7 protein-coding genes are annotated in these 15,130 nt (G+C 44.8%); 3 read left to right on the top strand and 4 right to left on the bottom strand.

What is annotated here, in order from left to right; all coding sequences use genetic code 11:
• Positions 1-103: 103 nt before the first annotated feature.
• Together NG798_RS25510 and NG798_RS25505 are read right to left on the bottom strand one after the other, a co-directional pair.
• Complete coding sequence (locus tag NG798_RS25510; RefSeq protein WP_261226537.1) at positions 104-238, bottom strand: hypothetical protein; 135 nt, start codon at positions 236-238, stop codon at positions 104-106.
• Between the two features lie 31 nt (positions 239-269).
• Complete coding sequence (locus NG798_RS25505) at positions 270-542, bottom strand: hypothetical protein (protein ID WP_261226536.1); 273 nt, start codon at positions 540-542, stop codon at positions 270-272.
• Positions 543-1,043: 501 nt separating this feature from the next.
• Between NG798_RS25505 and NG798_RS25500 the strand changes: the two genes are divergently transcribed.
• From NG798_RS25500 to NG798_RS25490, 3 genes are all read left to right on the top strand, one after another.
• Positions 1,044-1,439 (top strand): hypothetical protein, encoded by a 396-nt coding sequence (locus NG798_RS25500; RefSeq protein WP_261226535.1) that lies wholly within the window; start codon positions 1,044-1,046, stop codon positions 1,437-1,439.
• 282 nt (positions 1,440-1,721) lie between these two features.
• Positions 1,722-1,940: a hypothetical protein gene (locus NG798_RS25495; RefSeq protein WP_261226534.1), complete on the top strand. Its 219-nt coding sequence runs from the start codon at positions 1,722-1,724 to the stop codon at positions 1,938-1,940.
• A 165-nt stretch (positions 1,941-2,105) separates the two neighbouring features.
• Positions 2,106-9,278, top strand: coding sequence for a hypothetical protein (locus tag NG798_RS25490; RefSeq protein ID WP_261226533.1), 7,173 nt, complete (start codon positions 2,106-2,108; stop codon positions 9,276-9,278).
• A gap of 408 nt (positions 9,279-9,686) precedes the next feature.
• On the opposite strand, the gene NG798_RS25485 is transcribed toward NG798_RS25490, so the two are convergent.
• Both NG798_RS25485 and NG798_RS25480 read right to left on the bottom strand, forming a co-directional pair.
• A complete protein-coding gene (locus tag NG798_RS25485; protein WP_261226532.1) occupies positions 9,687-11,225 on the bottom strand; it encodes a phospholipase D-like domain-containing protein in 1,539 nt (512 codons plus the stop codon).
• Entirely contained in the window at positions 11,222-14,662 is a 3,441-nt protein-coding gene (locus tag NG798_RS25480; protein ID WP_261226531.1) for a serine/threonine-protein kinase, read from the bottom strand. The genes NG798_RS25485 and NG798_RS25480 overlap by 4 nt, the downstream gene beginning before the upstream one ends.
• Positions 14,663-15,130 lie beyond the last annotated feature (468 nt).

Raw genomic sequence — 15,130 nt, 5'->3', positions numbered from 1 at the left:
CAGAGGTTACATTTATGTGAGTGAAATATAATTTATTGTACCACAGTCTGGTACACTTGCAAAAACGGGATGCTCCCTCACTGCATCGCGTAGGGGCTTTTAGTTAACTTTGGAGAGGTATGCAGAGATTTGACTCAAGGATGCCGGTGGTGCCAGTAGTAGCGAGAAGGCCGGTGGTGGTGAGGAGGCTGGGGATGTCGGTGATGCCGATGGTGGCGGGAAGGCCGGTGATGTACATTTTTTCTATGCCGGCCTGAAACAGTTATGAGTTAAAGAATTTCCAACCATGACACTGGCAACCAAGCGTTCCACCGATGCTCAAGCGTTCCATCAGCATCCAACCATTGCACTAACGCTGACAAATTGACCGGCCCCTGGAGTTCCACCGGCCCTCTAGCATCCACCAGTTTCAGCGTAAAAACCGAGTTCTCAAAATTCACCGGCCCCCGAACTACCACCGGCCCCTCAACATCAACCCGTTGCTCCACCTTGAGTAATCGCTCATTCATTTGTAATGTAGGATAAGCCCGTAGTGTAGGCATAACCAATGATACCAATTAGGCCGGTGAATATGTGAGACCAGTGATATTACTGAAATTGGACGTGCAAGTAAAGGCGTGAGGGCAGTGATATTACTGAAGTTGGGAGTGCCGGTGATGGTGGAGAGTCCATCGGGGTTGGTAGATTTTATTGAGTTAGGACAAAATAAAGGTTTATCTTAGCTGAGTATTTGGGCTGAAACTCTTATCGGATTTACTTCTTAGGTCTTTTGGCTACTATGAGAGTTTTTGTATAAATCTATATAACTTCTTGTAAAGTTTGTATAAAATAATGGGAGTTATATGAAGTTTCCATAAAGTTTTATAGTAATCCTTGTTTTTGGTAATAAGTCACACTAAACTTACTTCAAAGCTTCTTACGCATTTATGTTTTAAGGGTCTAAAAAAGCTGGAAAAAATATTGGGGAGAGCCTATGAGAACCTCATATAAGGCCCGTTAGTGCGTAAAAAAGCATATATTGAAATATTTCAGGGAGCTAAGCTATGCCATTAGATTTGGGAAATCTGAACGACGGCTACATTTCTATAGATTATGTAGAAAGAAGTGGCCTTTTGGATACCTACAAGTGTAACCGGCCCAATGCGGGGGCTGTCGAGGTTTCGGCTCAAGGCTTTAGCGATATGGATATCAACCTGAAAAAATGCGAAACTCAAGTTATCAAAACTGTCTCAGTGATCGACACCAATCCCGCAACGGTTAGTGATAATAAATTACCCAATCCAAGTTTTTCTGCCGAAATTTTACCTCCTGCTGAAGATAGGAATTCCATTATACCAATACCACCCAATAGCCAAGTTAACCTCCTCTCAGGCAGGGGCTTAACCTTAAAGTTTTTTGTACGAAAATTAACCAGAAATAGGCATATATTTGGCCTATGATGACGGCTTTTATCAAGATGAATTAGCCATATTGCCGATATAGAGCAATAGTTTTTTGTAGCAGCGTTCTTCGAGCAGGCTGTTCCTGCTAATCTGCATTGCAAAATTTTATAACTGCAAGCTGGGTTAGCCAAAGAATTGCAATTCCCATCTTATTAGAAAGTTTGCTTATTAGCCTATTTGCAGAGGATCTAGGTTTCACCCCAGAGACCCCCTAGCTAATTCTGAGTGCAATCAAAAATTACACCAACAACCACCTAACACTTAATAAAGGATAGAACCATGTTTACTTCCAACTCCGCAGAAATGACGCAAACCTTAGTTGAACAAGCTCGTCAGAATGCTTGCAGCGTTTTGCAGGAATTTGCCGGTAGTGAAGATTTTCTCGCCAAGATTCAAACCGCTTTTGGCGACAAATTTGATGCCAATAAGCTAGAAGAGTTGCGGCAGCAGTGGGAGGCTGTTAATTGTAAGTATTTGCAGCATCATAAATTGGGATAAGGGATAGTTTAATGGAGCAAATACTACCGGTTTTGGCAGTAATGAACTCTCACACTGAATAGATTTTGTCCGTTTTAACCCTGGCTGAAAGAGGAATCTCTTTCAATCCTAGGCTCACATCGCTTCTATCTCCAATCCAAATTTCTAGTAAAAGAGGACAATTCAATGGGAACTTATCAAGGGAATAATTTTGGTCTGGTTAACACGGCCTTGAAAAATTTTGCAAAAAACTTAAGTAGTGTTCTAGCTCAATCAGCTTTCTCAACAGACATCCCTCTTTTAAAGGCAAGCGTATTAAAGCAAAAAATAGAAACGGGTTTTATTGGTTCTCTAAATAATGCTGTAAATAATTTGTCAACAAATGCTGGAAATACAGCAGACTTTATTAGTAACTTAAAGGGTTCTTTTAGTAGTATTGGAACTATAAAAACTCTGGGAGAAACAGAAGATTATCTAACCTTTTCCGTCGGCATCAAAAATAAAATTGCGGCATCTTCTCCTTTCTCTCTTGAGTCTAGCCTCCCAGCCCTTGGAATGCAAATCAAGGGCGGAGATGATGACGTGAAAGGAGAACTAGATGTGAGCCTAGACTTTATTGTCGAACTGTCTAAGGATGGAGGCGTCAAGTTAAAATTTCCTGACAGTAAAGATATTAAAATCAATTCTATCCTTGAACTTGGTTCATCTGTTGAATTAGAAGCTGCTTTAGGCTTTTTAGTTCTCAATGCAAAAAATAACGGAACTTCATTTAATGCTAATTTAGGCATCGATTTAGATGCAGATGGTAATGGTGCTATTTCTATCAATGATACTTCAGCAATATTGGGAGGCGATCTAAAGGTTAACTTAGAATTAGAAACCAAAGTTCTAAATTCTGGAATTGAACTTCCATCTCTCAAAAGCGATTTTATCGTTGATTGGAATATTGGAGAAGCAAAGATAGGTGCTGGCGAAAAATATATTAAAACTAACTCAAAGCCAGGGAAGATAGCCTTTGAAGATATCAAGCTAGATGCTGGCAAGTTTTTTTCTGGTATTGTGAATCCTGTCATAAAGAACGTTCAATCTGTTACTCAACCACTTGCCCCTTTTACTCAAGCCCTACAAGCAGAAATTGGTCTTCTAAAAGACCTCCCAGAACTAGGAAATTTCTTTGATGCCAATAACGATGGTAAGTTCACTATAATAGATCTGGCTGATTCCTTATCTGATGGTCTTGACTTGAGCTTAGTGGATAATGTGTCTAAGCTCGTAAATTTTATTAATGCAGCTCCGACATTAAAAGAGGGTGAAAACTTTGAACTCAAAGTTGGTTCTTATGAACTTCAAGACTTTGATCTAACAAATCCCTCATTTAATATTCGTGGGATTCCATCTATTAATCCAATCCAGCAAGTTAAAAGCTTTCAAGAGCAACTGGCATTAATGGGACAGCCTGCACCGGTAGATATAACAACAGACCCTAATAACCCTCCACCCCAATTAGAGAATCAATTTTCTGGTTATGGGAATTTTGTTTCATCTCTTGAAACTTTACCCGGTGGTGGATTTGAAATTCCCGTTCTCAAGAATCCATTAAGCCTTTTTAACCTGTTTCTTGGAAAAGACCTAAACCTCATCAAGTATACTCCTCCTGGCATTAGTGGCGGTTTCTCAATGAACGAGTACATCCCTATCACGGGGCCACTAGGTGTCACTTTGGCGGGCAGTGGCGGAATTTCAGGCGGTCTTTCTCTGGGTTTTGATTCATACGGCTTCAAACAGCTTGCAGAGAGTGGTGACCCATTCAATCCAGCAAATTTTGCCTCTGTTTTAAATGGTTTTTACGTCGATGATGCCAATAATGGAACAGACAAGGATGCACCTATTGTTAAGTTAGATCTGGGTATTAAAGCTGGAGGTGCAACAGAAGCGGGAATTGCTCGTGGTGGAGTTCAGGGCGGTATCTATGGAGACCTATGGTTTGATGTAGTCGATGAAGATGGAGATCAAAAGGCACGTTATTCAGAACTCTGGCCCCTGCAAGTAGCCGGTGAAATTACTGCTGGTTTAACCACCTATGCTGAAGTCGGTTGGCCTGATTGGGGAGCAGGCAAACGATGGGAGTGGAACAGCCCCCGTGTCAAAGTTGCTGGATTTGATACCAGTAATATGACACTGGCTCGTTCTCCAAAGCTAGCAACACCTATTGAAGGTGGCACATTACAGATTAATCTGGGTGCCAATTCAAAAAATCGAGAAATTGTCAACGTCAAAGATAAATACGAGTACGTCAAGCTTGAGAAAGGCTCTGTCAAGGTAAGTTCTTTCGGACTAACTCAATCCTATAGTGATGCTGGAATCACTAAGATTGTTATTGATGGTGGTAAGGATGATACTGTCATTGAGTCAGAAAGAATATCGATTCCAATAACTGTTACCAGTGGTGATGGAAATGATGCGGTACAAGGAGGTCTAGGAAGCGATTTAATAGAAACTGGTTCCGGTACGGATTTTATCAAAGGTGAGGCTGGAAACGATATTATACGCGCTGGTGACGATAATGATTTAGTTTCGGGTGGTTCTGGCAGCGATATCATCGATGCGGGTACAGGTAGCGATGTTGTACGGGGTGATGGTGGAGATGATGAGATATCGGGCGGAATTGGCAGCGATAATCTCAGCGGAGACGAAGGCAACGACACCTTAAAAGGTGAAGACGGTCAAGATTTCGTTGATGGTGGAGTTGGAAATGATTCTCTTCGGGGAGGAGAAGAGAATGACTTATTATTTGGTCGGTTGGGCAATGATATCATTGCTGGTGGAAATGGTGATGATCAGATATTCGGTAACGAAAATCAAGACGTGATTTTCGGTGATGATGGCCAGGACAGTATTGAAGGCAACGCTGGCGACGATATTATCTCCAGCGGTATTGGAAACGACCTTATTTTCGGCAACGAAGAGAACGATATTATCTCTGGAGATGCTGGGGACGACAGCATCCAAGGCAACCTCGGACAAGACATCATTTCTGGTGGTGATAACGAAGACACCATCCAAGGAAACGAAGACAACGACATTATCTCCGGCGATAACGGTCACGACTTAATTGAAGGCAACATCGGCAACGACACCATATCTGGCGGGAACCAGGATGACCAAATCTTCGGCAACGAAGGCGACGACCAAATCACCGGAGATGCCGATCAAGACAAAATTGAAGGCAACGACGGCAACGACAGCATCCAAGGAAACGACGGTTTAGACACCATCTCTGGTGGTAACGACAAAGACACCATTTCTGGTGGGAACCAGGATGACCAAATCTTCGGAGATGCAGGAGACGATAGCATCAGCGGCGATGACGGCAACGACTTCATCAGTGGTGGCGACAACAACGACATTATCGCTGGCAACCTTGGAAACGACAGCATCTTAGGAGATGACGGTCAAGACAACATTCAAGGCAACGAAGACAACGACACCATCTCTGGCGGTAATGACAACGACATCATCACGGGCGACAGCGGCAACGATCGCATCTTAGGAGATGCTGGTGACGACAACATTACCGGCAATGCCGACCAAGACTACATCGAAGGCAACGACGGCAACGACAACATTCAAGGAAACGACGGTTTAGACACCATCTCTGGCGGCAACGATAAAGACACCATTTCCGGCGGCAACCATGATGACTACATCCAAGGAGATGCCGGAGACGACAGCATCAGCGGCGATGATGGCAACGACTTCATCAGTGGTGGCGACAACAACGACACTATCTATGGCAACTTCGGAAACGACAGCATCCAGGGAGATAACGGTCAAGACAACATCCAAGGCAACGACGGCAGCGACACCATCTCCGGTGGGAACGACAACGACAACATTTCCGGCGGCAATGACAACGACAGCATCTATGGAGATGCAGGGGACGACAACATCACCGGCGACCTAGGCAACGATATTATCAACGGTAACGATGGTAACGACAACATCTTTGGCAACGAAGGCGAAGACATCATTCACGGTGACGCCGGCAACGACAATATCCAAGGCAACGATGGCCAAGACCTGCTATTTGGCGACGGCGAAAACGACATTATGACCGGAAACGCCGGCAACGACACCCTCTACGGTGGCGATGGCAACGACCAAATGAACGGCAACGATGACCAAGACCTCATCTATGGCGACAGTGGCGATGATGTCATAGCCGGAGACAACGGCGAAGACACCCTACACGGCGGAACCGGCAACGACCAAATGAGTGGCAACGCCGACAACGACATCCTCTACGGCGAAGACGGTAACGACCAAATGACGGGAGATGATGGCGAAGATACCCTCTCTGGTGGTGCCGGCAACGACCGAATGAACGGCAACCAAGGTCAAGACTTGCTGTATGGCGATGCCGACAACGACACAATAGCAGGAGACGCTGGAGAAGACACCCTTCACGGTGGCATCGGCAATGACCAAATGAGTGGCGATGCCGATAATGACCTCGTTTACGGCGAAGATGGCAACGACCAAATCACCGGAAATGATGGCGAAGATACCCTCTACGGAGGCGCAGGCAACGACACCATGAGTGGGGGCACCGGCAACGACTTGCTCTACGGCGACAGCGAAAACGACCTCATGGCAGGCGACGCCGGAGAAGACACCCTCTACGGAGGAACCGGAGACGACATAATGAGCGGCGGTGCTGACAAGGATACCCTGCACGGAGACGACGGTAATGACATTTTAGAAGGCAATGGCGGCGAAGACTTGCTGCACGGAGATGCCGGTAACGACACCCTCAGCGGCAACGATGGCAGCGACATCCTCTACGGAGACGGCGGCAACGACGTCATGGGCGGCGACGCGGGAGAAGACACTCTCTACGGTGGCGACGGCAACGACACCATGAACGGCGGAGATAGTACCGACTTGATGTATGGAGAAACCGGCAACGACAACCTCAGCGGCGACGGCGGCAACGACACGATATTTGGCAACGAAGGCGACGACAAACTCTACGGCAACGACGGTGACGACTCCCTTATCGGAGGGCCCGGAGCCGACTTCATGGATGGCGGAGCCGGCAGCGATACCGTCTCCTACTTTGACTCAAAATCCCCCGTTTACATCCACCTGCAACCTGGGCGGGGTGTCGGCGGTGACGCAGAAGGCGACAGAATCCGCAATGTCGAAAACGTCACTGGCTCGGAATACAACGACACCCTCATCGGCGACAACGGTGCCAACATCCTCAGCGGATTAGGTGGAGACGACATCCTTGATGGCAAAGTCGGTGAAGACACCCTCCTTGGCGGCAATGGAAATGACTATATCGACGGGCGTGAAGGAGACGACTACCTGCACGGAAACGCCGGCAATGACAGTATTCTTGGGCGTTCTGGGGACGACACCATTATCGGCGGCGCGGGTGCTGATATTCTCGATGGCAGTTCCGGTGACGACTTCATTGCCGGCGGCAAAGACAACGACCAAATCTCTGGCGGTTCTCACAACGATACTATCTATGGAGAAAGCGGTAGCGACCTTCTCGACGGTGGCGCGGGCGACGACTTTCTCATAGGTGGCGACGATAATGACACTCTCTACGGGGACGCGGGGGACGACACCTTATTAGGCAACCAAGGAGACGACGTTCTCTTTGCCCACACCGGCAACGATGTGCTGCAAGGCGGCAAAGGCAGCGACACCCTCTATGCCGAAGCGGACAATAATATCCTCTATGGCGGCATGGATAACGACTATCTGTACGGCGGCACCGGCAAAGATATTTTCATGCTGGGGGTTGGCTACGGTGTCGAAACAATCTTCAACTTCAACTCCGCCAAAGAAAAAGATACCTTCGGCTTTATCGGTGATCTCACTTTCAACCAAATCATCTTGAGCGCAGGTACAGGCAGTTTTGCCGGCGATACCCTCGTCAACTACATCAAAACTGGGGAACTCCTCGCCATCCTCAAAGGCATCCAAATCACCTCTATCCCCACTCCCCCAAAAGTTGCTGTTATCTCCGAAATCAACATTCCCGAACTGCCGGCTTTCCCAGAAGAACCAGCAGCAGAGAGTGCCACACCAGCGCCCCTTTCCACCGGCAGCGCACCGATTGCGAATCCCACACCAACACCAAACAGCAGCCCTGAAACCACAAAACCCCCGGTTTCCACCAACACCCCAGCGCCAACAACCCCCACGCCGCCAGTTGTTGACGGGACTCGCGTGCCTGTTAGCACACCACCCGTTATTGATGCGACTCCTGCCCCGACAGATACCACCACGCCAAAACCTGACGGGATTCCGGCAAATCCGAGTACACCAGTCTCTGAGCCGGCAGCAAATCCCAACACACCGCCGATTAACACTCCAACTGTCCCCCCAGTAGATACCGGCACACCACCGGTTAATACTCCAACTGTCCCAGTAGATACCGGCACCCCGCCGATTAACACTCCAGCTACTCCGGTAGATACCGGCACCCCGCCGATTAACACTCCAGCTACTCCGGTAGATACCAACACCCCGCCCCCAACTACACCAACAGATACCGCTACACCACCGGTTAGCACTCCAACGGCCCCGGTAGATACAACCACGCCACCCGTTACCACACCAACTACTCCACCTGTCACTGAACCACCCGTTACCACACCAACTACTCCACCTGTCACTGAACCACCCGTTAACCTCACTGGTGGCTCAGCAGCAGATACTCTCACGGGTGGCAGCGGCAACGATACCCTTACTGGTGGTTCTGGCAACGACCAAATTTTAGGAGGGGCAGGCAATGATCTCCTCAATGGAGGTATCGGCGACGACACTGTATTCGGAGGTGACGGTGACGATACCCTGACTGGGGACAACGGCAATGACCAACTTTACGGCAATGCCGGCAAAGACTTCCTTGACGGTGGTGCTAACAATGATTCCCTCTGGGGTGGACAGGATGGCGACACACTGACGGGACAATCTGGCAGCGATTTCCTCTCCGGGGATGCCGGTGACGACAGTCTTGATGGCGGAAACAATAACGACACTCTCATCGGTGGTGCTGGCAACGACACTCTCATCGGTGGGGCGGGCAAAGATACCTTCGTTCTCGCGCGGGGTGAAGGCGTGGATACGATTCTTGACTTTACTGCTACTGGCGGCAATAAAGATGGGATCGCCCTCACTGATGGACTAAGCTTTGCACAACTAACGATTACCCAGGGTACGGGCGCTTCCTCCTCTGATACCCTCATCCGTATTGCCGAGAGTAACGAACTTTTGGCCATTTTAACTGGTGTCCAATCTAGCAGCATCACCAGCGCTCATTTCACTACTTTCTAAGTTGCTGCGTCGCTGGACAGCGTAGAGAAGGCAAGAGAAGTTGACAGACTTATCGGCTTTTTAGCTGGGTGAGTCTGTCAATTTAGTTTGCTGATGATTTCGCAGGCCGATTCTGCATAGCGTAAAAAAAGGAAAGCTGACATTAGCTACTTTGTAGCTAATAAAAATATTATTAGTTAAGGATTCCAGCCGTTTTTGTTGGACAGATCGCACCCTTAATTTAGGACTACACTCTGTTAACCACGACAGAGAATAGTTACTACTTCCAATCAATAAAGTGAGAGCCAATAAATACTAAGAGAGTGATTAGAAAACAGCAGCTAAGATATTTGCGGGGCAAGGCTTTCAGCCTTAGCGTACAAATTTCTGATTTTGGCACAGTCATGCCTTTACAATCTACTTTTGGATTCAATTATCAAATCGTATCCTATAGCTATCAAACAGTTCATCGATTTTTTTTGGTTCAGAAACAAAGGTGCCCCGCTCATCCCGGAATGTCCGATCACGATCACCTTTAAAAGAAAGCCAGTTGAAACTTGTTGCCACAGCAAACTTGGCATCAGATATGAGAATTTTCGCGTGGGTATCTCCAAGACGTTTGAGGATAAAATTAGTTTTATACTGATTTTCTAGCCTTTGAAGATTTTTTTCGGCTTCAATATCAGAGGGGTACTTTTTATCATCTTCCTCTCCCAAGCCATACCCAATGAAAACTTGTACTCCCCGTTTGAGAAGAATTTCAAATTGTTGAAGAAACTTTTTATTCACAGAACTTGCTCGAATCCAAGGAGAAATAATCATTAGACGTTCTTGACTACCTTGAATAGCTTGTTCCAATAGTGGCCGGTGTTCGTACATTTCTAGCCAACGCATGGGAATCGACGCTAGACGGTTTTCAAGTTTGGCTTGGAGTTCCTTTATTTGCTGATGTGCTTCTTGAAGCTGTTTCTCAAGAATGAGCTTTTGTTCATTATTTTCAGTTTTTTCGAGAGTATTACGAGTAGTTTCTATTCGTTCTTCTATTTGAGCTTGAGCAGCAGAAACTTCTTCTTTAATAGCCTCAATTTCTTGTAAAGGAGCTTCAGCATGAGCAACAAATTCATCTCCTAAAACTTCTTTAGCTAACTTTCGGGGTGCGCTATTTTTTAAATCTTCTAATATGCGAAGTTTTTTAACGCCATTAGTTCGAGCAAAATTTTCTTCATGTTCATTAGAAACAACCCCATCAATTGCAAAAGCGACTTGAATACTCTCACTATCTTTGCTTTTATAAATTAGCATCAAAGCAGATTGAAAAAACCTTTGTCTGCGCTCAATAGCTTTCAAAACTAAAAGGTCTCGCTCTTGCTTAATTTTAGCTTTAGCTGATCTATCAATTTTGCGAATAATTGCGTCCACATCTTTGAGCTTAAGATCGGATATTTCTGGCGCTTTTTTCCGAGATGGTTCAACTTCTATAATGCCTTTTTTACGCAAGTCTTTTGGCTTAAGTAAACCAGACTCTAATTGTCCATACCAGCGAGGATACCCTAAAATACCATCAAAGTTTATATCAAATGTTCGCTCCTCTGGGACAATAATTTTGGCATCACGCAGTGTTGCTTCACCTTTTTTTGTCAACTTCCAAACTTGTTTCAGAAAGCCATCAGGAGCTATGAGGTCTATGTCTTCACTAATCCTTAAGTTTATCATTGCTTCCCTGATAAGAGGAGGTTCGAGACCAAGAAAACCAGCAATATCCGCCTCTGAAGATAAACCAGCATTTATAGCTTTCAAGACATATTCTTCTATGGGAGGAATTGGTTTACGAAGTTGGGTTAAAGCTTGAACGGTAATTTTATAAACAGGCAAACCGACTTCTTTACAACTAACCAGATCATAGCCAGTACGATTATCGTAACAACGTAGTTCTTCTGATGTAAAAAAAACTGATTCTTCCAAAGTCATAAGCTAGCTTCCTTTAGGGCGCAATTTTCAGGGTGATGTTCAACATAATCCAAAACTCGGTGTAATGGATTATCGCGTGAGATTCGACAGAAGTGGTGATCTCCTACGATTACTAAACCAACTTTCCCTCTGGATAAAGCCACATTTAATCTCTCTGTCTCGCGCAGAAAACCTACCTTACCTTCTTTGTTAGAACGAGTCACAGAGTACACTGCAATATCAGCTTCACGTCCTTGGAAAGCATCCACTGTATTACATTCAATTGTTAAGGCTTTCCAGTTATTTAATTCTACAGTAAGGCTACGATTGAGCAGTTTTAATTGTGCTGAATATCCAGTCAAAACAGCAACACTATATTTTTTTTCAGAGGCTACTGCCGTCTGATTTAGCTGATTTAAAAACTGAATAATAACTTTAACTTCGCAAGCATTATTAAAACTAGAATTGGCAGGCTGCTCCCGATAATTAGGAAGTCTTGTTGTCGTTAGCCAAGTAACCGGTTGGGGTAAAACTTTGGTAAGGTTTTTATCAATATCTGTTCTGGCACTTTTTAGTTGACCCTCGTAGAAACATTCACTGACTAGATTACCGATGGGTGCAACCATCCGATGTTGGATGGTTAACATTTTGCAACATCCATCTGGCAGTGTTCTAAGTAGGCGATCAAATAAGGTTTCCCGAATCTCATCTTGAGTAAGTTCATATTGGGCTAGAAAGTCAGAATTTCTGCTAACCTCATCTTGGAAGGGTGGTAGTTGTTTAGGGTCACCAACCAGTATCCAGCGATGCGATCGCGCAATCGGAACTAATACTTCTGTAGCCGTAGCTTTTGAAGCTTCATCAATAATGCAAAGGTCAAATTCTATATCTTGAATCTCTCTAGGAATTCCAATGCAGGTTCCGGCTACTAATTGCGCTCGCTTAATCAAAGGTGCATTAAACTTGTCATTTCGACCGAACTGCTCAAACCATTCTGTTTGAATTTTTAGCAAGTTTTGAAGCATTTTTGAATCTGAATTATTTTGGTCAATTAGTATGCTGATATAACTTGCTATATCTTCCGACGATAAGTTCAAAAGTTCTTCCGCATCAATTTCGCTAACTTGTTGCAGACGTGCTGCTATTTTCTTCTGCTCATCACGCGCTTGCTTTGACTGCTGACGCAGAGTGGCAATTTCCGCTTCAATACTTTTAACTTCTTCTAATCTTTCTTTAGGTATGCGAAGTTTTAGTAATGATTCTGGGGTTTCCGGGTCATAATTGATAGCTAAAATTTCATCTAATTCCTGTTTCCAACTAGCAATTTCTGTTTTCAAGGTTTCTAGTTTTGCAGTTATAGTCCTCAATTCTTGAAACATAGTTGCCATCTCACTGTCCTTGTGAGAGATACCGCGTTGTGCTGACCAATCAGCAATAAACTTCTGCCCCTTAGCGAGCGCTTCCTCTCTCCACTGTTCCATCTGTTCTTCGAGTAAGAGGGAGTGAACATTCTCTGATACCTTTTCATGGTTGCCAATTCGCACCAAATTTAACTTAGGTTCTTTAGCCTTAATTCGTTCTAAAGCGTTATCTAATGCAACATGAGTTTGTGAACTAAGCAAAATTCGGGCATCAGGATTAGCTTTAAGCGTTTGCAGAACAACTTCTGTAATAAATGTTGTCTTTCCCGTTCCGGGTGGCCCTTTAACAATTAGAAAATCTTTTGTAGAGAGTGCAGCTTTGACAACTTCCTGCTGTGATTCATTCAGGGGCTGAATAAATTGTAAATCCACTCCTAAATCGGGGCTACGAACTTCTTGGAGATTAACAAGTAATTGACGAATATCGGAGCGGACTGCACGGTCAAATCGAACCGCATCAAGAGCATTTTTTTGCCGATTTAGAGCAACCTCAGCAGCACGGGTATCAAAGCGTAGCTCACCAGATTGAGGGAGCCTGTCTGTTTCTCCATATTTTATATAAAGAGTCAATTTGTCATCAATAACCTGCTCAACATTTCCTGCCAAAATGCTCAATCCTTTGAAGTTTGTTACATGGCGGGGTTGTCCAGCTAAGTCATCTTCTGGAAGCTCTGATAGTTCAAAGATAACTCGGTTGCCATCACGAGTAACGCTTTTGTATTTAATGGGTTTTTCTTTATTTTTTTCCCAATCTGTTTTAGCTCTAAGGATATCCCACCAAACCCGAAATAATCGTTCTTTTTCTTCTTCGGCTCGTGTCTGCCGGAGGTTTGCTTCATGTTCTTCTACTGAAAATTGAAATTCCCTAATTACTTCTTCGGCTTCCCATCTAATTAGAGGCTTGCCAAATTTGAATTCGTAGGGTGCAGCCCACGCACGTTCTCGGTTTTGTTCTAGTATTGCACTCGAAAATTCCTGGGCGTTGATGATGACTACGCACTCTCGCTCTAGCGCCACATGATATCTGTAGGAAAATCCAAAAATAGAGTAATGACCTTCAGATGATTCGTTATCCGCATTAACTGCGTTAGATTTCTTCAAAGGTGAGATTCCACATCCACTGTTCAAATCCTCTAAAAGAATATTTTGGATTTCATCTTGAGGCACATCAAGTACGTTCCGAAGATTATTTAAAGCCTTATTGGTAAGTTGCAAGTAGCAATAGCGTTTTTTGGCGGACTGGATTTGCGTTCGCTTCCCTTGAATAGCGTTAAGTTCAGCTAGCAGTACCTCTGCATTGTGCTGACGCTCTGCGGGGTCGAGAGAGACAGCACGTTCGATTACTTCAAGAATTTCATGTGGTGCGTCAAACGCTTTCAGAGCGCTGGGGATATTATTATGCTCTATTAGTTCAACATTGGTTAGGCACTTTAAAACCAATACCCCAAAACTGAAAACATCACGGGTGTAAGTATAGGAACCATCGTCGGGTTCTGGCGGCGTAAATGTGCGCGATACAAACTCTTTAAGAGTAATGCTGGGTTGCAAATAGCTCTTAAGCTTGGATATGCCGAAGTCAGCAAGTTTGAGTTTACCGTCACTTCCCACTAAAATATTGTTGGGCTTAATATCCCGGTGTATTATTCCGCGACTATGGGAAAAAGCCAAAGCCTCCAGCGTAGGTAAGGCTACTGCTTTCCAGAAAGAATCCCAACAATCTGGAGGAGATTCTTTCAAAAATGCTGTCAAATCCTTTTCCATCCATTCCAAGACAAGAAAATAGTTACCCGTAATTTCATCGGTGCCATAATCAAGAAGTTCCACGATTCCCGAATGCTTTAACTCTTGAAGGGCTTGGGTTTCCCGTCTGAAGGACTCAGCTAGAATGTCTGCTTCAATCTGCCTATCTTTGAATACTTTTACTGCCACTCGCCGGAGACCCTCAACCATATCAATTGCTTGATAGACATCCGCCATTCCACCTGATCGCGGGTCGGGAGATAGAGCGTAGCGAGAGTTGATCAAGCGAGGTGTCATAACATGGTTATTTGTACATCTTTACTAATTTGACATACTTCTGAGGGATTATCTACTGCGTAAAGTGCCTTGGTTACTTGCCTCATTATTAACTACGGATGTTGCAATAGAAAATTTTCCATTCCAATAAGCTTGATTAATTGAAAATAAGCCAGCCAAGCTTGGTAAAGCAGACTTTGGATTACTGCTCACCCTAAGAAGTTTATGATCAAGGTTTTGGAATTCTAGTTAAAAGGCGTTAAGTAATGAACTCTAAGCCAACTGGCCACGCTCCCATTATCCACGCTGCTACTAATGATGCGCCATTTCCTCCGAAATGATAAAAGCCCGGACAGCCAATCTGTTCTTTTACTTTTCCATCTGCCCCTTATATGCCGAATATAGCGACCTTTAAATAGGGCTTGCTGAATCAGTGAGAAAAGTAAACAGTGTAGGGATTTTCCGACCAAAAAAGTAGTAAGGGTGCAA

It is taken from the genome of Ancylothrix sp. D3o, assembly GCF_025370775.1.
GTDB lineage: Bacteria > Cyanobacteriota > Cyanobacteriia > Cyanobacteriales > Oscillatoriaceae > Ancylothrix.
This window is presented reverse-complemented; position numbering and strand designations above follow the sequence as displayed.